The sequence below is a fragment of the Streptomyces sp. NPDC086989 genome, from assembly GCF_044745505.1.
Taxonomy (GTDB): domain Bacteria; phylum Actinomycetota; class Actinomycetes; order Streptomycetales; family Streptomycetaceae; genus Streptomyces.
In genome coordinates, this window is record NZ_JBIVAL010000004.1 from 502765 (window position 1) to 518718 (window position 15954).

At 69.7% G+C, this 15954-nt stretch carries 35 protein-coding genes; all 35 read left to right on the forward strand.

All coding sequences use genetic code 11. The annotated features are described in order from the left end of the window. Positions 1-99: 99 nt before the first annotated feature. The 35 genes from ACIPK4_RS11965 (at position 100) to ACIPK4_RS12135 (ending at position 15872) form a co-directional block, all read left to right on the forward strand. Positions 100-834, forward strand: a complete 735-nt coding sequence (locus ACIPK4_RS11965) for a hypothetical protein (RefSeq protein WP_402311418.1) — start codon at positions 100-102, stop codon at positions 832-834. Continuing rightward, a complete protein-coding gene (locus tag ACIPK4_RS11970; RefSeq protein ID WP_402311421.1) occupies positions 831-1676 on the forward strand; it encodes a PD-(D/E)XK nuclease-like domain-containing protein in 846 nt (281 codons plus the stop codon). The genes ACIPK4_RS11965 and ACIPK4_RS11970 overlap by 4 nt, the downstream gene beginning before the upstream one ends. After that, the gene (locus ACIPK4_RS11975; RefSeq protein WP_402311424.1) at positions 1673-2290 is read left to right on the forward strand and encodes a hypothetical protein; all 618 of its coding nucleotides are present in this window, start codon (positions 1673-1675) and stop codon (positions 2288-2290) included. Before ACIPK4_RS11970 ends, ACIPK4_RS11975 begins: the two co-directional genes overlap by 4 nt. 76 nt (positions 2291-2366) lie before the next feature. Then, on the forward strand, positions 2367-2735 hold the full coding sequence (locus ACIPK4_RS11980; RefSeq protein ID WP_402311427.1) for a hypothetical protein: 369 nt from the start codon (positions 2367-2369) through the stop codon (positions 2733-2735). Then, positions 2732-3001 (forward strand): hypothetical protein, encoded by a 270-nt coding sequence (locus tag ACIPK4_RS11985; RefSeq protein WP_402311429.1) that lies wholly within the window; start codon positions 2732-2734, stop codon positions 2999-3001. The genes ACIPK4_RS11980 and ACIPK4_RS11985 overlap by 4 nt, the downstream gene beginning before the upstream one ends. Continuing rightward, on the forward strand, positions 2998-3840 hold the full coding sequence (locus ACIPK4_RS11990) for a hypothetical protein (RefSeq protein WP_402311432.1): 843 nt from the start codon (positions 2998-3000) through the stop codon (positions 3838-3840). Before ACIPK4_RS11985 ends, ACIPK4_RS11990 begins: the two co-directional genes overlap by 4 nt. Further along, positions 3840-4502, forward strand: coding sequence for an SAM-dependent methyltransferase (locus ACIPK4_RS11995; protein ID WP_402311435.1), 663 nt, complete (start codon positions 3840-3842; stop codon positions 4500-4502). Before ACIPK4_RS11990 ends, ACIPK4_RS11995 begins: the two co-directional genes overlap by 1 nt. After that, entirely contained in the window at positions 4499-4702 is a 204-nt protein-coding gene (locus tag ACIPK4_RS12000; RefSeq protein ID WP_402311437.1) for a hypothetical protein, read from the forward strand. The genes ACIPK4_RS11995 and ACIPK4_RS12000 overlap by 4 nt, the downstream gene beginning before the upstream one ends. A 38-nt stretch (positions 4703-4740) precedes the next feature. Further along, positions 4741-5703 carry a hypothetical protein gene (locus tag ACIPK4_RS12005; RefSeq protein WP_402311439.1) on the forward strand — a complete coding sequence of 321 codons (963 nt, stop codon included), beginning with the start codon at positions 4741-4743 and terminating at the stop codon, positions 5701-5703. After that, on the forward strand, positions 5700-7067 hold the full coding sequence (locus ACIPK4_RS12010; protein ID WP_402311442.1) for a replicative DNA helicase: 1368 nt from the start codon (positions 5700-5702) through the stop codon (positions 7065-7067). The genes ACIPK4_RS12005 and ACIPK4_RS12010 overlap by 4 nt, the downstream gene beginning before the upstream one ends. 5 nt (positions 7068-7072) lie before the next feature. After that, positions 7073-7744: a hypothetical protein gene (locus tag ACIPK4_RS12015; protein ID WP_402311445.1), complete on the forward strand. Its 672-nt coding sequence runs from the start codon at positions 7073-7075 to the stop codon at positions 7742-7744. A gap of 37 nt (positions 7745-7781) precedes the next feature. Further along, positions 7782-8234, forward strand: a complete 453-nt coding sequence (locus ACIPK4_RS12020) for a hypothetical protein (RefSeq protein ID WP_402311448.1) — start codon at positions 7782-7784, stop codon at positions 8232-8234. A gap of 65 nt (positions 8235-8299) precedes the next feature. Next, a complete protein-coding gene (locus tag ACIPK4_RS12025) occupies positions 8300-8521 on the forward strand; it encodes a hypothetical protein (RefSeq protein ID WP_402311451.1) in 222 nt (73 codons plus the stop codon). A 76-nt stretch (positions 8522-8597) separates the two neighbouring features. Then, complete coding sequence (locus tag ACIPK4_RS12030) at positions 8598-8777, forward strand: hypothetical protein (RefSeq protein ID WP_402311453.1); 180 nt, start codon at positions 8598-8600, stop codon at positions 8775-8777. Next, positions 8774-9127: a hypothetical protein gene (locus tag ACIPK4_RS12035; protein WP_402311456.1), complete on the forward strand. Its 354-nt coding sequence runs from the start codon at positions 8774-8776 to the stop codon at positions 9125-9127. The genes ACIPK4_RS12030 and ACIPK4_RS12035 overlap by 4 nt, the downstream gene beginning before the upstream one ends. A 142-nt stretch (positions 9128-9269) precedes the next feature. Continuing rightward, positions 9270-9536 (forward strand): hypothetical protein, encoded by a 267-nt coding sequence (locus ACIPK4_RS12040; RefSeq protein WP_402311459.1) that lies wholly within the window; start codon positions 9270-9272, stop codon positions 9534-9536. A 65-nt stretch (positions 9537-9601) separates the two neighbouring features. Continuing rightward, positions 9602-9754, forward strand: coding sequence for a hypothetical protein (locus ACIPK4_RS12045; RefSeq protein ID WP_402311462.1), 153 nt, complete (start codon positions 9602-9604; stop codon positions 9752-9754). Then, positions 9751-9981, forward strand: a complete 231-nt coding sequence (locus tag ACIPK4_RS12050; protein WP_402311464.1) for a hypothetical protein — start codon at positions 9751-9753, stop codon at positions 9979-9981. The genes ACIPK4_RS12045 and ACIPK4_RS12050 overlap by 4 nt, the downstream gene beginning before the upstream one ends. A gap of 2 nt (positions 9982-9983) precedes the next feature. Then, positions 9984-10172 carry a hypothetical protein gene (locus tag ACIPK4_RS12055; RefSeq protein ID WP_402311467.1) on the forward strand — a complete coding sequence of 63 codons (189 nt, stop codon included), beginning with the start codon at positions 9984-9986 and terminating at the stop codon, positions 10170-10172. Next, positions 10169-10363: a hypothetical protein gene (locus tag ACIPK4_RS12060; protein WP_402311469.1), complete on the forward strand. Its 195-nt coding sequence runs from the start codon at positions 10169-10171 to the stop codon at positions 10361-10363. Before ACIPK4_RS12055 ends, ACIPK4_RS12060 begins: the two co-directional genes overlap by 4 nt. Beyond that, positions 10360-10713, forward strand: coding sequence for a hypothetical protein (locus ACIPK4_RS12065; protein WP_402311472.1), 354 nt, complete (start codon positions 10360-10362; stop codon positions 10711-10713). The genes ACIPK4_RS12060 and ACIPK4_RS12065 overlap by 4 nt, the downstream gene beginning before the upstream one ends. Further along, positions 10710-10952, forward strand: coding sequence for a hypothetical protein (locus ACIPK4_RS12070; RefSeq protein WP_402311473.1), 243 nt, complete (start codon positions 10710-10712; stop codon positions 10950-10952). Before ACIPK4_RS12065 ends, ACIPK4_RS12070 begins: the two co-directional genes overlap by 4 nt. Next, complete coding sequence (locus ACIPK4_RS12075; RefSeq protein ID WP_402311476.1) at positions 10952-11158, forward strand: hypothetical protein; 207 nt, start codon at positions 10952-10954, stop codon at positions 11156-11158. Before ACIPK4_RS12070 ends, ACIPK4_RS12075 begins: the two co-directional genes overlap by 1 nt. Next, positions 11136-11645: a hypothetical protein gene (locus tag ACIPK4_RS12080; RefSeq protein ID WP_402311479.1), complete on the forward strand. Its 510-nt coding sequence runs from the start codon at positions 11136-11138 to the stop codon at positions 11643-11645. Before ACIPK4_RS12075 ends, ACIPK4_RS12080 begins: the two co-directional genes overlap by 23 nt. A 31-nt stretch (positions 11646-11676) precedes the next feature. Further along, positions 11677-12279: a hypothetical protein gene (locus tag ACIPK4_RS12085; protein WP_402311482.1), complete on the forward strand. Its 603-nt coding sequence runs from the start codon at positions 11677-11679 to the stop codon at positions 12277-12279. Between the two features lie 111 nt (positions 12280-12390). Further along, the gene (locus ACIPK4_RS12090; RefSeq protein WP_402311485.1) at positions 12391-13155 is read left to right on the forward strand and encodes a GntR family transcriptional regulator; all 765 of its coding nucleotides are present in this window, start codon (positions 12391-12393) and stop codon (positions 13153-13155) included. A gap of 114 nt (positions 13156-13269) precedes the next feature. Further along, complete coding sequence (locus ACIPK4_RS12095) at positions 13270-13509, forward strand: helix-turn-helix domain-containing protein (RefSeq protein WP_402311488.1); 240 nt, start codon at positions 13270-13272, stop codon at positions 13507-13509. After that, positions 13509-13670, forward strand: coding sequence for a hypothetical protein (locus ACIPK4_RS12100; RefSeq protein ID WP_402311489.1), 162 nt, complete (start codon positions 13509-13511; stop codon positions 13668-13670). Before ACIPK4_RS12095 ends, ACIPK4_RS12100 begins: the two co-directional genes overlap by 1 nt. 10 nt (positions 13671-13680) lie before the next feature. Continuing rightward, a complete protein-coding gene (locus ACIPK4_RS12105) occupies positions 13681-14211 on the forward strand; it encodes a hypothetical protein (protein WP_402311491.1) in 531 nt (176 codons plus the stop codon). 42 nt (positions 14212-14253) lie between these two features. Beyond that, positions 14254-14445, forward strand: coding sequence for a hypothetical protein (locus ACIPK4_RS12110; RefSeq protein WP_402311492.1), 192 nt, complete (start codon positions 14254-14256; stop codon positions 14443-14445). Between the two features lie 36 nt (positions 14446-14481). Beyond that, positions 14482-14682, forward strand: coding sequence for a hypothetical protein (locus ACIPK4_RS12115; RefSeq protein WP_402311494.1), 201 nt, complete (start codon positions 14482-14484; stop codon positions 14680-14682). A 48-nt stretch (positions 14683-14730) separates the two neighbouring features. Beyond that, complete coding sequence (locus tag ACIPK4_RS12120) at positions 14731-14886, forward strand: hypothetical protein (RefSeq protein WP_402311496.1); 156 nt, start codon at positions 14731-14733, stop codon at positions 14884-14886. Beyond that, positions 14886-15425, forward strand: a complete 540-nt coding sequence (locus ACIPK4_RS12125) for a DUF6919 domain-containing protein (protein WP_402311498.1) — start codon at positions 14886-14888, stop codon at positions 15423-15425. Before ACIPK4_RS12120 ends, ACIPK4_RS12125 begins: the two co-directional genes overlap by 1 nt. An 8-nt stretch (positions 15426-15433) precedes the next feature. Beyond that, positions 15434-15619, forward strand: coding sequence for a hypothetical protein (locus tag ACIPK4_RS12130; RefSeq protein ID WP_402311501.1), 186 nt, complete (start codon positions 15434-15436; stop codon positions 15617-15619). Between the two features lie 76 nt (positions 15620-15695). Next, a complete protein-coding gene (locus tag ACIPK4_RS12135; protein WP_402311503.1) occupies positions 15696-15872 on the forward strand; it encodes a hypothetical protein in 177 nt (58 codons plus the stop codon). The last annotated feature ends 82 nt before the right edge of the window (positions 15873-15954 follow it).

The following is a 15954-nucleotide window of genomic DNA, read 5'->3' on the forward strand; positions in this document are numbered from 1 at the left end:
GGTCGGTCGTGCCCTGGCCGGCCGCCCCGGCGCCCCAACCACCGCCCCGGACGGGCACACCGCCCGCCCGCGGCCCGCCACACCCTGAAACGAGGACTCGTGAGCACCCAGACCACCCCGAAGGCGCCGAGGCCGCTCGCCTTCATCGACACCGAGACCACCGGCCTCGACGTCGACCACCACGACGCATGGGAAATCGCCGTCATCCACCGGCGCCCCGGCCACCCGGACGCCGAGTACCTGTGGCAGATCCGCACCAGCCTCGCCGAGGCCGACCCCGAAGCCCTGGACATCAACCGCTACCACCAGCGGCTTGCCATGCCGGACGGAGAACTCGCCGTCCAGATGGCCACCGGCACCATGGCAGCCAACCGTCCCGTCTCCGGCCGGGACCTGATGCTCGACCTGATGGCGCTCCTCGATGGCAGCATCCTCGTCGGCTCCAACCCGGCGTTCGACGAGCGGTTCCTGAGGAAGTTGTTCAACGCGGCAGGCGCCACGCCGGCCTGGCACTACCGGACCGTCGACATTGCTGCTCTCGCGGTCGGCCACCTGTACGGGCAGGCGTACACGCTGACCAAGCAGCAGTGCGACGCAGAGTTCTACGGCCGGGCGGATGCCCTGCTGGCGGACGGCTGGAAGTCCTACGAGCTGTCCCGCCTGATGGGCATCGAACCGCCGGCAAAGACCGAAGCCCACACCGCGCTGGGCGACGCCCGCTGGGCCCGCGACGTGTACGACGCCATCACCAAGGCAGACGCCTTCTACGCCGCCTCCGACGAAGAACTCGCGGCGCTCGTCGGCGAGGCCATGCGCGGGAACCCGGGGCAGTGATCACCGTCACCGAGCCTGGCATCTACGAGATGACCGCCGAGGACTACCACCGCGATCCGGTCCCCGGCGGCAGCCTCTCCTCGTCAGGTGCCCGCCGTCTCCTGCCGCCCGGCTGCCCCGCCCTGTACCGGTGGGAGCAGGACAACCCGCAGCCGGCGAAGAAGACGTTCGACTACGGGCACGCCGCCCACAAGCTCGTCCTAGACGAAGGCCCCGAACTCGTCGTGGTCGACGCGCCCCTGTGGAACACCGATGCCATACGGGCCGAGGTCGCAGCCATACGAGCCGAGGGCGGGATCCCGCTCAAGAAGCACGAGTACGACCAGATCGAGGAGATGGCCGCCGCGATCCGGAGGCACCCGGTGGCGGGCGCCCTGTTCCGGCCCGGGACCGGCGTCGCAGAAGAGTCGATCTTCTGGCAGGACCCGGCCACTGGGATTTGGCTCCGCTGCCGGCCCGACTGGCGCCGCCCCGGCGTCATCGTCGACTACAAGACCACCACCGACGCGGCACCGTCCGCCGTCGCCAAAGCCATCGACACCTACGGCTACCACCAGCAGGACCCGTTCTACACGGACGGCGCCGCCGCGGTCGGCCTCGGGGATCACCGGTTCTTGTTCGCCTTCCAGGCCAAGAACCCGCCGTACCTGGTCACCGTGGTCGAGCTCGACGACGAAGCCCGCCGCATCGGCGCTGCGAAGAACCGCCGGGCCATCGAGATCTACGCCCAGTGCCAGGCCGACGGCAAGTGGCCGGACTGGCACGGCGACCTCACCGAAATCCCCTACCTGTCCCTGCCCCGCTACGCCGCCATCCGCGACACCGAGGAGTACCTGACATGAGCGAACTGGCCACTACTGGCGCCGAGCAGGCGCCTGCGACCCCCACCCGGAACACTCAGCCGTCCGAGATGGAGAAGTGGGCCCGTGAGGCCCGCGCCATCTCCCAGATCGCCCAGTCGCTCGCCACCACCTCGTTCGCCGGCCAGCTCCGCGGCAAGCCGGAAGAGGTCACCGCCGTGATCCTCGCCGGCCACGAACTGGGCCTCCAGCCCATGGCGTCGCTCAAATCGATCGACATCATCCAGGGCACCCCAGCACTCCGAGCTCACGCCATGCGAGCCCTCGTCCTCTCGCACGGCCACGAAATGGAACTCGTCGACTCCACCCCGACGGTGTGCGTCATGCGGGGTCGCCGCAAGGGGTCTGAAGCCTGGCAGCAGGTCGAGTGGACCATCGAACGCGCCAAGCAGATGAAGCTCACCGAGAAAGCCGAGTGGCAGAAGCAGCCGCAGACCATGCTCGTCGCCCGCGCCACCGGTGAACTCGCCCGGCTCATCGCTGCGGACATCCTCCACGGCCTCGCCTACGTCGCCGAGGAACTCGAAGGCGTCGCCTACGCCGAAGCCGTCCCGGCCGCCAGGCCCCGCCTCAGCGTCGCAGACCTGACCGAGTAGCAGGACTTGGGGTGCCGCGGCCCGAACCTGCGGCACCCCACCCCCCCAGTGAACAGCACGTGAGAGGACCCCCGCCATGCCCCGTCGCCTCACCGTCGCCGAACGCCACGCCTCCACCGCCAAGGACTTCCGCCTCGAGGAGATAGCCGAGCGGTCGACCTGGGACCAGTTCCTCGTCGAGCAGGCCGTCTTCGTCACCCTCCTCGCCTACGGCACCGCCTCCGCCAACGACGTCCGCGACCTCCTCCCCGAGATGGGGCACGGCTTCCTCGGCGCCGCGATCAACGCCATGCGGACCGGCGGACTGATTCAGCACACCGGGCAGACCGTCCCGTCGACGCTCGACTCCACCCACGGGCATCGGATCGCGGTCTGGGAGTTCACCGCGAAGGGTCTGGCCGTCGCCGCGAAGAGCGCCGCCGCACGCAGGGAGACGGCGGCATGACCGCCTGGGATTGGGCCCTGCTCTTCGGGGCCTGCGCCCTGGTCGTCGCCATCGGCGTCCACTGCGCCCGCCGGCCCGACGAGGACGACGACCGGGACGCCTGGCAGGAGTCGACCGCACTCCGCACCGAGGACGACGTCCGCCGCGACATCGCCGCCACCCGTAAAGCCCTCGAGATCGCCCAGCTGTACGAAATCTGGCCCGACCCGCCCCGCGGCACCCGCCAGATCCCCCACCAGACCCGCCGGACGGAGGACAACCAGTGACCACCAAGCCGCTCCCCGACCACGGAACGACAGCCCGCTACCAGGGCAACCGAACCGGGACCCGGCCTCCCTGCCGGTGCCGACGCTGCAAGAACGCCCACAACCGCGCCGGCCAGCTGCGCGCCCTCGCCCGCATCGAAGGTCGCCCGCCGCGCATCCCCGCCGGTCCGATCCGCGACCACGTACAACGTCTCCTTGCCGCAGGCATGAGCCGCACCCAGATCGGCATCGCCGCTGGAGTGTCCCGCTCAATCGTCAGCAAGATCTCGAAGAGCGCCTCACCTCACGTAAACCGGACCACCGGCGACAAGATCCTCGCGGTCAAGCCCTGCATCGTCCGGCCCACGGACCTGGTGCCGGCGGTCGGAACGCGCCGCCGACTCCAGGCCCTTTACGCCATCGGCCACGGCTCGCTCCCCATCCAGGCAGCCACCGGTCTCACGGGCAGCAGCATCCGCCGGATCCTCTACAGCCGGTCCGACACGGTGACCGCGGCCACCTACGACGCAGTTAGGCGCGGCTACCGGGTGCTGTGCGCCACCCCCGGACGCAATCAGACCGTCAAGAACCGAGCCCGCAGGAACACATGGCATGGTCCGGCGGCCTGGGGCGACAACATCGACCGTCCGAACGCCCAGCCTGAGGCCTGCCCCGCCTACGCCGCGCCGGCAGCCAACGGCCGCGACTCGATGCGGATGGCCGAACTCGAACACCTCCTCGACCTCGGCGAATCCGAAACGACCATCGCAAAGCAGATGGGCGCCAGTGAGGCCTACATCCACGACCTCGCCGTCCTGATCCGGAACCGCAAGAAGACCGACATGCGAAAGGCCGCCTGATGAACCTCCTCGACCTCTACTCCTGCCAGGGCGGCGCCACCCGCGGCTACCAGCAGGCCGGCTTCACCGTCCACGGCGTCGACATCGACGACCAGCCCCGCTACTGCGGCGACGCCTTCACCCAGGCCGACGTCATCCGCTTCCTCGCCGACAACATGAACTGGATCCGGACAACGTTCGCATTCGTCCACGCCTCCCCGCCCTGCCAGTTCGACTCCGACTGCCAGCGGATCATGGGCCGGGAGCACCCCGACCTGATCGAGCCGACACGCGAGCTCCTCGACGAAACCGGACTGCCCTACGTCATCGAGAACGTCAGCGGCGCCACCCCGAAGCTGAAGCAGCCGGTCGAACTGTGCGGGCTCATGTTCGGCATGGACCGTACCTACCGGCACCGCTACTTCGAAGCCGGCGGCGGCTGGACACTCCCGCAGCCCGCTCACCCCGAACACCAGAAGCCCCAGGTCAAGCTGGGCCGCCCCGCCCGCAACGGCGAAGTCATCCAGGCCATCGGCAACTTCTCCGGCGTCGGCATCGTGCGCGCCGAATGGGACGTGCCGTGGATGAACCGCGACGGCATCCGCGAGGCGATCCCCCCGGCCTACGCCCGCTGGATCGGCGAGCAGTGGCTCGCCCAGGGATCGACGGAGGCGGCAGCGTGAGCGCGGACGCCTACCTGATCATCCTCTGCGACCAGCCCGGCTGCGAGTTCCCCGAGGGTCACTGGCCGGTCCGCTTCGAGCCTCACACCCATCGCGAGCTGCGCCGACTGCTCAAGACCCGCGGCTGGCGCCGCACCCGGGCCGGCTCCGACCTCTGCCCGACGCACGCAGCCGCAGTCACCGCTGCCGCCGCGGCCTAGCCGCTTCCCCACCCGCACCAGCCAGAGAGAAGCATCCGATGCCCTGGTTCAAGATCGACGACTCGGCGCACTCCCACCCGAAGTTCATTCGGGCCGGGAACGCTGCCCTCGGTCTCTGGCTGAGGTGCGGCGCGTACTCGGCACAGCACCTCCTTGAGGGCCGCGTCCCGAAGTCCATCGTCAAGGCATTCGGGACGCCCGCTCAGGTCAAGAAGCTGATCGAGGCAGGCCTCTGGCACGCACCCGACCACGACTGCCCCCGCTGCCCCCAGCCGGCCTCCGGCGACTACCTGATGCACGACTTCTTCGAGGGCGGCAGGAACTCCACCAAGGCCCAGGTTGAGGCTGCCCGGAAGGGTGCCGCAGACCGCCAGGCGAAGTCCCGAGCGAGGGGCGCCGATGCGAAACGCATCGCAAACGGCGCGCGGAATGAAACGCTCCGCGACTCAAACGGCGCGCAATCTGAACCCCATTTCCTAGGTTCCACTGCAGGTCAGGATGGTCTGTCACAGCGTGACGCTATGGAGGGTGTCACGCCTAGCCATGCCATGCCTTTTAAAAGCCTGCAGGCAGGACGGCCCGAAGGTGTCCCGCAGCAGGGCGTGCAGACGCCGGACTGGGCCCAGCCACTGATCGACAAACTCGCCAGCAAGGGCATCCGGGTCAGCTGGGCACGGCTCAGCAACTTCCAGCTCCTAGGCATCCAAGAACTGATCAGGAAGCGGGGCGTCGACAGCCTGGTCGACACCGCCGTCAGCCGCTGGAACCCGCGAGATCCGATCAAATTCGCCAGCCTCCTCCTGACGATCTGGCTGGAGTACCCCGACCCCACCCCCGGCAGTCAGCAGCGTTCAAGCCGGCCCGCGGACTTGCCCGACTGGTGCAAGGACCCCGACTGCGACGAGATCAGCCGCACCCGCGAGATCGAAGACGACCGCGGCATCCGCAGCCTCAAGCGCTGCCCCGACTGCCACCCCGCCAGCAAAGGACAAGCCGCATGACCGAGCCCGCCTGGGAAGCCGACTTCCCCGACGAGAGCCTGACCGCAGCCCCGCACAACGAGGAAGCCGAGATGGCCGTCCTCGGCGCGATGCTCCTTGAGAAGTCCCTCGTCGAACCGATCTCCGCGATCCTCACCGGCGGACCGGCCGACTTCTACAAGCCGCAGCACCAGACGATCTACATGACGATCTGCGACCTGTACGCCCGTAGCCGCGATCCGCGCATCGACCAGATCACCGTCGCTGCCGAGCTCCTTGCCAACGGAGAGATCAGCAGGATCGGTGGCGGCGCCTACCTGTCAACGCTCGTCCACTCGGTGCCCTCCACGGCGAACGCCACCTACTACGCGGATCTGATTCGGGAGAGCGCCAAGCTCCGCGCCGTCCTCGCGGCGACCCGCCGGGCTACCACCCGCGCCCTCACTGCGGCCTCCACCGCCGCCGAGATCCTCGACGCCGCCATGGCCGACCTTCAGGCCGCCGCCTCGGGCGCCCCCGCAGCCGACGTCCGACTGTCCGTCGCCGAACGCTGGCAGGGCTTCATCGACGAACTGGAAGTCGGCGCCGACCCCAATGCCCTCGACACCCCCTGGCCCGACCTCAACCAAGTCGTTGAACTCAAGCCCGGCCAGCTCGTCACCGTCGGCGCTGCAACCGGCGGCGGCAAGTCCCTGTTCGGCATGAACCTCGCCGCGCACGTCGCCCTCACCCGCGGCAAGCCCGTCCTCGTCGCCAGCATGGAAATGGGCGGATCCGAACTCATGGCCCGCCTCACCGCCGCCGAAGCGAGCATCCCCCTCGACCGGCTGATCCGCCGCAAGCTCGACGAAGCCGACTGGGGCCGGATCTTCAAGGCGGCACCCCGCCTGCAGAACGCCGGGAACTTCATCCTCGACGACTCCGCCAACCTAACCCTCGGCAAGATCCGGGCCCGCATGCGGTGGATGACCTCCCGCGGTACCCCGCCCGCCATGGTCGTCGCCGACTACCTCCAGCTCATGACACCCGAAGGCACCAAGTCCAACGCCACCCGCGCCAACGAAGTCGCCGAACTCTCCCGCGGCCTGAAGCTCCTCGCCATGGAGTTCGAGATCCCTGTCGTCGCCCTCGCCCAGTTCAACCGCAACGCCGCCGGCCGCCAGCCGCAGGTCACCGACTTCAAGGACTCTTCGGCCATCGAGCAGGACTCCAACGTGATCGTCCTCCTGCACCGGCCCCTCGCCGAAGACGGCTCCGACACCACCGAACGCGCCGGAGAAATCGACCTCATCGTCGCCAAGAACCGCAACGGCGCCGCCGGCCGGACCGTCGCCCTCACCTTCCAGGGGCACTACGCCCGCCTCCGCTCCATGGGACGGATGTGATCCACATGGCCATCACCGCGATCGAGACCTACTACTCCGGGCACCTGTTCCGCTCCCGCCTCGAAGCCCGCTGGGCAACCGTCTTCAACGACCTCGGAATCCGCTGGGAGTACGAACCGCAGGGCTTCCTCGTAGGAGACCAGCAGCGCCCCTACCTTCCCGACTTCCACTTCCCCGACCTCGGATGGTGGATCGAGGTCAAGGGAGCCAGCGAACGCCTGGACATGACCCTCCTCGCCGACGCCGTACACCCCACCAAGGGCATCGGCCCGCATGGCGGCACAACCAGCCTCCTGATCCTCGGGCCGATCCCCGACACCTGCGGCGCGACCCCACTGCACTTCAGCGTCACCCGCCAGGCCGACTGCGGTCAGTTGCACCGCTGCGACGACAACTGCGACTACCCGCCGCCGCTGTACGGCCTGGACTACTTCCTCGCCATCGATGACCTGGCCAGCCTCGGCACCGACCTCACCAAGATCCGGCCGAGTGACCGGGAGACGTGGCGCAAGTGGGGCGCCTACCCCATCCCGTACTGCAAGGCGAGCAGCACTGTCCCGCGAGGCGACCTCACCCGGGCGCTCCTCGACCCGCGAGTGCCGGTCGGCCCGCACCTTGAGGCGGCCTACACCCTCGGTCGCACCGCCCGGTTCGAGCACGGAGCCCAGGCCGCGTGACCACCGCGTACCGCACCCCGACCCGAAAGGCCGCCTGATGGACACCAACCCGCTGCCCCGCCTCGGTGATTGCCCCGGCTGCTCCGAGGAGATCCGCGTCCGTGTCGACGGCACCCTCCAACAGCACCAGCGGTACGGCGCCCGCTGCCCCGGTAGCCGGCGGCCGGTCGGGTTGCTCGAGCCGACGTTCGTCCGCTGGCTGCACGCCAACGCACCCCGCAAGGATGGCCGCGCCAACCGCGTCACCCGCCTCGCGCAGATGATGTTCCGCGGCTGCACCCAGAGCCCGAACCGGACCCCCGCGGACATGACGTGGACGACCGCCGAAGAGCTGCACGAGGACTGGCACCGGCGGCTGGTCCAGCTGAGCGGCTGCGAGGACCGACGCGAGATGGACGGGAAGCACTGCGACTGGGTGTGCCGCGACGTCGAGACCGCCCGCCGCGTGTACGCCGCCCTCACCGCCGGCGCCGACCAGGACGCCGCGTGACCGCCGTCCATGCAGCCCATCCCGACCCGCCGTCAGGCATCACGCCGCCCCCGAAAGGCAACCCTGTGACCGAGCCCATCACCGCTCCGTGGACCAGCGAACAGGTCCAGGCCCTCAACGACTACCAAGAGCGCGGCGACATGCACCCGTACACCTGTGGCGCTCTGCACCCCTCCGGCCGGAGTCCAGTGCTGGACGCGACGCACTCGGGCTGGGTCTGTCCCGACCCGGCTTGCGGCTACACGCAGGACTGGGCCTGGGCGATCGCCACCCGCCCCACCCCGTGACGCAGGCGGCTGGCCCCCTCGTCGGAACCGAGGGGGCCAGCCACCCCGATCATCCCACGATCCCGAGGAGAACCCGATGGCTCGACCCCGCCGCCCGCACCGCTATCTGCGGGACGTCACCACGGTCTGCACGGCCACCTCGCCCTGTCCTGGCGGCGACTTCCGCTGCGAACTGGACGCAGGTCATGAGGGCCGGCACAAGGACGGCTGCACCCACTGGGGTCAGCCCGCGACCAACGAGAAGGCCGAGTCGTGACCGCGCCCGCCCTCGACGAGCGCGAGCAGCGCGTCCTCGAACTGTCAGCCGCCGGGTTTACCTACGAGCACATCGCCCGCGAACTCGGCACAGGGCGGCCGTTCACGGCGAAGCTCGCTTCCCAGCTCCTGAAGAAGCTCGGCGCCCGATCGATGCCGCAGGCGGTCCTGCTCGCCTGCCGGGCCGGCCTCCTCGACGGCCGCCCTCAGCGCCACGGCGATCACGCCGGCTACGAGGCGCACCGGCGCCGCGGCGAGGATCCGAAGCTCTGCCGCCTCGGATGCCCGGAGGGGGAGGCGGAGCATCGGAAGCGATACCCGAAGGCGCGGAAGGCTCCTGAGAGCCCCTGAAGCACCGCCCGGGCCCGCAGACACCAACCCGAACCCCCGAGGCTGCCAGAGACGCTCCCAGTGGCCCGCAATCGCCAACTCCGGCCCGCACGCCGCCTGCACCCGTCAGTCCGCCACCGCGATATCGACCGAAAGGCCCGACATGACCCACACCGAGATCATCACCATCCTCCCCCCGGCCGGCGCCATTCCCCACCCCAGCCGCTACTCCCACAGCGACGAGGACGGGGACCGGCTCCTCATCAGCACCGCCCTCCTCAACGACGGGACCCCCGGCATCTACTTCCGCACCGACCCCAACGGCTCCGGAGTGCCGCTCACCGACCTGGACGCGCTGATCGCGCAGCTTCACGTCATTGCCGCCGCCTCCCGAACCGAAGCCGAGGAATCCGCCGCCCCGTCCGCCTGACCCCGCCCCGCCGCCGGCCCGCACCCCGCGGGCCGGCACCCCACCAGCCACGACAGGAGACCACCGTGACCAGCCCGCCCGCCACCGTCCAGCCGCTGTCCGTGATCGCCGGTACCCGCCCGCCCGCCGGAGACCCGGGCTGCCAGTGCCTGCCCGCCACCCCGACCGTGGACGCCGCACACTGCGACGACTGCGCCGCCGAGGGGGACGGAGCATGAGCCAGCAGCCCGCGCCCGAGGTGACAGTCACCTGGTCCGTCATGTTCAAGGACAGCACGGGGGCCTGGAGCGAATGGGGCCGAGGTGGTTGGCCAACATCTGACCTCGCCATCCGGTCGGCCGAAGCGATCGTCTCGATCCCGACAGTGCAGGAGATCCGCTTCGACCGCATCACCACCAGCCGTCAGCGCTTCAGCCTGCACGACCTCGCCCAGGCCGAGGAGTAGTCGTGTTCACCCTGCTGCTCGTCCTGGCCGGCCTCGCCGTATGGGCCGCCCTCGGCCTCGCCGTAGCGCTCCTCCTGGGCCGCGCCATCCGCCGGGGCAAGGAGCAGGCCCGCGACACCCGTAAAGCCCGCCACGCGGCCGCCCACACCCCACGGTGGGCCCGCACCGACCACCACCGGAGAACCCCATGACCCTCCTCAACCGCCTCCGCATTCTCGCCTCCCATGCCCGCCGCGGCCTCCACGCCGAATGCCCCACCGACTGCTCCGAGGGCCACACCTACCGCGTGCCCTGCGCCTGGGGACGCCGCCGGTTCACCCCGACCCAAGTCGACGCGCTGCTGCGGACCGTCGGCACCCAGCCCGACGGGAGCACCCGATGACCTGCACTGCGAGCCTCGACGACACGGTCACCGCCCGCCTCCACCACTGCACCCTCGCCGGCGGACACGACGGCTGGCACCGCGGGCCGACCTGCGACGGGACGACGCTCCGGTGGAGCGACGCCACCCCCGGCGCGAAGCCGCATCAGCCCGGAACCGAACCCCACCCCGAGCCCGAACTCCAGGCCTGCGACGACCGGCGCGGCGACTGGACGTGCACTCTCCTCGCCGGACGGCACCCCGAATCGAAGCACTGGGACGGCGAGGCCGGGCACTGGTGGCAGCAGAGCAGCGAGGCGCCGTACAGCAACCGCGACCAGGCCTTGACCAGCGATCGGAGTCAGCAGTGACCGCCTTCGACGAGGACCTCGAGGCCCTGGCCTGGGCCCGCTCCAAGGTCCAGGGGTACCTCGACCGGCTCACCGAGTTCGAGGCCCGAGCCCGTGCGGAGGGCGACGCCATGGCCGCGATCGCCTGCCAGGCCGCCCGCGTGATGGCCGAGCGCCACTTCCTCGGCGACGGGGACGACGTGATCGGCATCTTCGACGAGCGCATCGCTGAGCACATCCGGCGCTTCGGACGCCTTTGATGGCCACCGTCCAGCCGCCCCTGTTCCTGCCGGGCTGGGACATCGAGCCCTGCGACACCACGCCCGCCTCGGCCCGCTGGATCCGCGTCTCCCGCATTGACCCCGAGGAGGCCGCCTTCCTCGAGCTTCACGGCTACCCCGTCCCCCGGACCACCATCACCTTCCACGCCCCGGAGCTCTGCTGTGACCGAGACAAGTTCCACTGACCCGCACGCCTCCGAACCGACCGACCCGACGAAGTGCTCCGGCGAGGAAGGCTTCTGCGACGACCTCCGCGACTTGTACGCGAAGGCGATCTACGAGCGGAACAACCCTGGCCACCGCTGGGAGGAAGCCCACCCCGACGACGTCCTCGCCTACGGCAGCGACGCCGACGCCATCATCACCGTCCGCGACCCGGCCCTCGAGCAGGCACGGGCCAGCCGGGAACGGTGGCGCCGCGACTACGCCGAACTCGTCGACCAGCACAAACGGACAGCGGGCGAGCTCGAGGCCAGCCGGCGGCGTGCCATCCGCATCCAGACCCTCCTCGACGAGACGCGCGACCGGATCCGGAAGCTGCACCGGCCGGTCGAGCACATGGGCCGCATCATCTGCGCCGAATGCTCCGCCTACGACGGGACCGGCACCACCGACAGCCCTCCAGTCGAACACCCCTGTCCGACGATCGCCGCCCTCGACCAGACCGCCTGACCCGCCCCGTACCGCCCGCACAGGAGACACCGTGAACGACGCCACCAGCACCTGCGCGATCTGCCGAAACCCGTCCAGCACCCGCGTTCACCCCGGCTGCGAGGAACGCCTCGACGGCAACCTCGGCGCCCTCCCCGGCCTGTACCGGGAACTCGAAGAGCACCTCGCCCCGAGCCGCCGTGGCGAAAGCGGACGCTCCGGCAGCCGCACCGCACCCCTGCCGGTCAACGAACGAGTCCTCGACCTCCGGGCCCGCGGCGGCATCGAAGGCGTCGTCACCACCTGGGAACGCGACGCCCGGGAAACCCTCGGCTGGGAGCCGGCACCGTTCCGCGGCGACGTACAGCAGACCATCGATGGCGCCGTCACCTTCCTCCGCCTGCAGGTCTCCTGGTTCTGCGACGCCCACGAAGCCGTCTTCGAACTCGCCCAGGACATACGCCGGGTCCGCTCCGAATGCGAGGCGATCATCGGCGGCGACAAGCCGCCCCGCCGGATCCCCGTCACCTGCCCGTGCGGAACCGTCCTCCGCATCACCCTCGACACCCCCGGCGCCCGCTGCCCCGGATGCGAAGCCCAATACGGGCATGCGGAAGTACTCCGGCTGCCGATGGCGGAGAGGTCCGCAGCGTGAATCTGCCCCCGCAGCCGAGAGGCGGCGGGGGCTTCGGCATATGCACAGCCCGCTGACCTGCGGTTAACTGTAGGAGCTACGCTCTATAGATAAGCCGCCGGGAGGAGAGCAGTGCCAAGAGCACCCAAGGGGCAGCCGCCTCGGTACAAGCAGATCGCCGACGATCTGCGAGACAAGATCGAGCGGAAAGTCTACGAGCCCGGCGCCAAGCTGCCGTCCGAGACGGCACTCATGGAGGAGTACGACGCGGCCCGCCTCACCATCCGGCACGCGATCTCCATCCTCGCCACCGAAGGCCTCGCCGAAGCACGCCACGGCAAGGGCGTGTACGTCCTAGCCGGGCAATGGCAGCCGATCGTCCGCAACGCTCTCAAGCGGCTGTCTGCCGAGCAGTGGGGGCAGGGTAAGTCGATGTGGGATGTCGACATCGACGACCGCAAGCTCGAGCCCACTGACGTGCGGATCGAGCAGTTGGACGCGGACGCGGACGTGGCGCGCGCCCTCGGCCTTGAGGTCGGAACGCTCATCTGGACGCGCACCCGCCGCTACCTCGTTGACCGGGTTCCGGTCATGCGGTCAACGTCCTTCATCCCCGACGATCTGGCCCGTGGTACAGCGATCACCCGAGTCGACACAGGGCCGGGCGGCATCTATGCGCGGCTCGCTGACGACGGCCGCGGGCCGGTGCGCTTTCGGGAGGAGGCGCGCTGCCGGATGCCGCGCGCCGACGAGATGGCCGACCTGTCGATCGCCGCGACAGCGCCGGTGGTTGAGCTGACGCGATACGCCTACGACACGCGCGACCGGGTCGTCGAGGTGAACCGAATGATTCTGGACGCATCTCGATACCTGCTGGTGTACGACTTCCCAGCGTGACCTGCACGCCTATCGCCCCCGCCCTCGTCGGCGGGGGCTTTTTGGTGGCCTGATTCCGCCAATGCTTATACAGATGACTTGGCACGTACAGATGAGTGTGCTCTTATGGATGACATGAGCCCCCAGCCCACTGGAGGTCCCCAGGACCCCATGCCCGCGCCCGACTTCCTCACCTCCGGACAGGTTGCGGAGCGCCTCAAGGTCAGCCGCAGCACCGTGATCCGACTCGTCAACGCCGGCCACCTGCCCGGCTCCATCCAGGTCGGGATCGGCCAGCACCGCCGCCGCGGAGTCCGCATCCCCGAGACCGCCGTCACCGCCTACATGGCAGCCGCCTCGATCGGTGGTGCCTGATGGCCGCCCCGCAGGAGCACAGCTTCGCCAGCAAGCCGACCACGGCCCAGGAATGCCAGGCCGACTACAGGCCGCCGGCTCAGGCCGCGCAGGCCGCCGCCGACGCCCGCAACCAGATCGGCCAGCTCGGCACCGGACAGCAGCACACCCACCGCAGCTAAGGAGGTGACCGTGACCGTCATCGCCACCTACCCCACCCGAGCTGGACACGTTGTCGAAGTCCACCAGAACGCCATCGGCGGCTACTCCGACCACTGCACCGGCTGCGACACCCGCGACTTCAGCGACGACATCCCCGCAGCGGAAGCCGAAGCCGCCATGTGCCGGGGAGCCGAGTACCACGCCCGGCACTGCGAGCGCCTGAACGTTGGGCCCTTCACGCCCACTCCGACCGACATGGAAGCCAGCCACTACGGCTTCCTTGTCGCCAGCCTCGACCCCGACTACGCAGACGGCCACCTGATCGCCATCGGCCCCGACTTGACCGCACGACGAGCTGTCGCCGCATTCCACGCCTACATGCGCACAGAGCTCGACGACTACAGCCGCACTCTTCTCGTCGAAGAGATGCGAGTCGGCTCCCTGGTCGTGCAGATCGCACCCACCCGCTTCATCCGAGGCCGCTACAGCTGGTCTGCCACGCCCGGCTATCCCGGCGGGGCGCCAGCCGCCTGGCTGATCGCGCCTGGCCTTCTGTACTAGCCGCCGCTAGACCTTCCCGCCTGACCAACGAGGAGCACCGTCATGCCCGCCGCCGCAGTGCAGGCCGAAGCGCTCCGCCCCAGCCAGCCCATCAGCGACTCCACGCCGATCATCTGCTGCCACCGCCAGATGTGGCACCACCGGATCGGACCCGGTACCGCCGACTGGGAGTGCGACACCTGCGAGCTGAGCATCGCCGCCCGCGGAGGCCGCATCCAGCTCATCCACCACTAGCCCCCCGTCTCCGTCTGACCACCGGAAGGACCACCCATGTTCGGCAGGAAGAGCAAGCCCACCCCCGCCCCTGCTATCCCGTCCCACCCGGACGACAAGATCTACCGCCTCAAGTCCACCGGCGTACTCGTCACCATCCTCTGCCGCTACCCCGATGGGGGCATCAAGGTCGCCCTCGTGGACGAGCCGTACCCGTGCGAGGACATCGTCAGCGCCGACGACATCCGCCCCGCCTGAAACGACAGTTCAGCCCCCACCCGCCTGACCACCGGAAGGACCACCGTCATGACCCACCTGACCCTGATCCAGGCCGAAACCGAGGAAGCCTGGTACGAACGCGACAACCTGCAGACCCTCAAGGCGAAGGCTGCCGAGCTCGAAGCCCGCATCGAGGTCATCGAGTTCAAGCAGACCGTCTTCGACCCGCCCCAGGCCGCCTGATGGGCAATGTGTGGCGGGACGCCCGGACCATCGCTGACCTCGGGCAGAACATGGCCTCATGGCTGGAGGGCCGCCTGCCGTCCTGGCCGGGCTACGACGGGCCGTTCGGGCAGGAAGAGGACAACGGAGCCCGCCACCTCGTCCCCACCCTGGCCGCGGTGAACCGGGCCGGGTTCGTCACCACCTGCTCCCAGCCGGCCACCGACGACGGCCGCGGATCCCGGCAGCGCGCCTGGGTCGAGGGTGTCGTCCACGACCGCAGCCCGATCCTCGGACGGCTCCTCGGCCTGGAGCGGCAGGGCTTCATCGTCATCCGCGGCAGCCGGACCCCGTACCTGGTGCTCACCGAGGAGGGCGGGGAGCCGTTCACCACCCTCGGCTACCGCGTCGACCGGAACTGGAAGGCCCGCGAGTGGCACGGCGTCGGCCGGCACGCGTTGCGGGAGCTCAGTCAGCACGGCACCACCCTGCACGTCATCGACATGGCCTGGGGTCGCGACGACCGACTCTGGCCCGCACTCGCCAACGCCATTCGATAGGGGAACCCATGTCCAAGCGCAACGAGAACGTGCCTACCGCGGCCGACCGGGCGAGCCGGGCACTGATCGCGGCAGGCGACAAGGCTGGCGGGCTCCTCGGCTTCAAGCTGGCCAACGCCGCGAGCATCGCTCTGTTCAACCGGGACTGGAAGCCCTGCGACCCCACCTGCGAACACAACCAGCCCGGTCGCTGACCGGTTGCCCGATCCGCCGGTCCCGTACCGGCGGTGAGGGGAGCCCGGGACAGCCCCGGCCCAGGAAGGGACCCGCATGAGCGAGCGAGGCCAGAACCCCGAGACGATCACCGACAGCTACGGCAGGGTCTGGACGCGGTGGAACCGAACCACCACCGACGGAGAACCCCGCTATACGACCCCCGACAAGGCCAGCGCCGCCACCGCGGATGAAGTCCGCAAGCTCGGCAAGGGCTGGGACGTCCGGCACTGACGGTAGCCCTCGCCGCCCGTCCCGCACGGGCGGCCTGGAGATCCGCCAGCACCACCCACCCCACCCCGCGACACAAGGAGCT

Coding starts and splice junctions, on each gene's coding strand:
- ACIPK4_RS12075 (WP_402311476.1), top strand. CDS start 10,952: ATGGCCACCGTCCAGCCGCCCCTGTTCCTGCCGGGCTGGGACATCGAG.
- ACIPK4_RS11975 (WP_402311424.1), top strand. CDS start 1,673: ATGAGCGAACTGGCCACTACTGGCGCCGAGCAGGCGCCTGCGACCCCC.
- ACIPK4_RS11980 (WP_402311427.1), top strand. CDS start 2,367: ATGCCCCGTCGCCTCACCGTCGCCGAACGCCACGCCTCCACCGCCAAG.
- ACIPK4_RS12135 (WP_402311503.1), top strand. CDS start 15,696: ATGAGCGAGCGAGGCCAGAACCCCGAGACGATCACCGACAGCTACGGC.
- ACIPK4_RS12110 (WP_402311492.1), top strand. CDS start 14,254: ATGCCCGCCGCCGCAGTGCAGGCCGAAGCGCTCCGCCCCAGCCAGCCC.
- ACIPK4_RS12095 (WP_402311488.1), top strand. CDS start 13,270: ATGAGCCCCCAGCCCACTGGAGGTCCCCAGGACCCCATGCCCGCGCCC.
- ACIPK4_RS12125 (WP_402311498.1), top strand. CDS start 14,886: ATGGGCAATGTGTGGCGGGACGCCCGGACCATCGCTGACCTCGGGCAG.
- ACIPK4_RS12120 (WP_402311496.1), top strand. CDS start 14,731: ATGACCCACCTGACCCTGATCCAGGCCGAAACCGAGGAAGCCTGGTAC.
- ACIPK4_RS12060 (WP_402311469.1), top strand. CDS start 10,169: ATGACCCTCCTCAACCGCCTCCGCATTCTCGCCTCCCATGCCCGCCGC.
- ACIPK4_RS12050 (WP_402311464.1), top strand. CDS start 9,751: ATGAGCCAGCAGCCCGCGCCCGAGGTGACAGTCACCTGGTCCGTCATG.
- ACIPK4_RS12030 (WP_402311453.1), top strand. CDS start 8,598: ATGGCTCGACCCCGCCGCCCGCACCGCTATCTGCGGGACGTCACCACG.
- ACIPK4_RS12130 (WP_402311501.1), top strand. CDS start 15,434: ATGTCCAAGCGCAACGAGAACGTGCCTACCGCGGCCGACCGGGCGAGC.
- ACIPK4_RS12005 (WP_402311439.1), top strand. CDS start 4,741: ATGCCCTGGTTCAAGATCGACGACTCGGCGCACTCCCACCCGAAGTTC.
- ACIPK4_RS12015 (WP_402311445.1), top strand. CDS start 7,073: ATGGCCATCACCGCGATCGAGACCTACTACTCCGGGCACCTGTTCCGC.
- ACIPK4_RS12115 (WP_402311494.1), top strand. CDS start 14,482: ATGTTCGGCAGGAAGAGCAAGCCCACCCCCGCCCCTGCTATCCCGTCC.
- ACIPK4_RS12065 (WP_402311472.1), top strand. CDS start 10,360: ATGACCTGCACTGCGAGCCTCGACGACACGGTCACCGCCCGCCTCCAC.
- ACIPK4_RS11995 (WP_402311435.1), top strand. CDS start 3,840: ATGAACCTCCTCGACCTCTACTCCTGCCAGGGCGGCGCCACCCGCGGC.
- ACIPK4_RS11985 (WP_402311429.1), top strand. CDS start 2,732: ATGACCGCCTGGGATTGGGCCCTGCTCTTCGGGGCCTGCGCCCTGGTC.
- ACIPK4_RS12020 (WP_402311448.1), top strand. CDS start 7,782: ATGGACACCAACCCGCTGCCCCGCCTCGGTGATTGCCCCGGCTGCTCC.
- ACIPK4_RS12010 (WP_402311442.1), top strand. CDS start 5,700: ATGACCGAGCCCGCCTGGGAAGCCGACTTCCCCGACGAGAGCCTGACC.
- ACIPK4_RS12100 (WP_402311489.1), top strand. CDS start 13,509: ATGGCCGCCCCGCAGGAGCACAGCTTCGCCAGCAAGCCGACCACGGCC.
- ACIPK4_RS12040 (WP_402311459.1), top strand. CDS start 9,270: ATGACCCACACCGAGATCATCACCATCCTCCCCCCGGCCGGCGCCATT.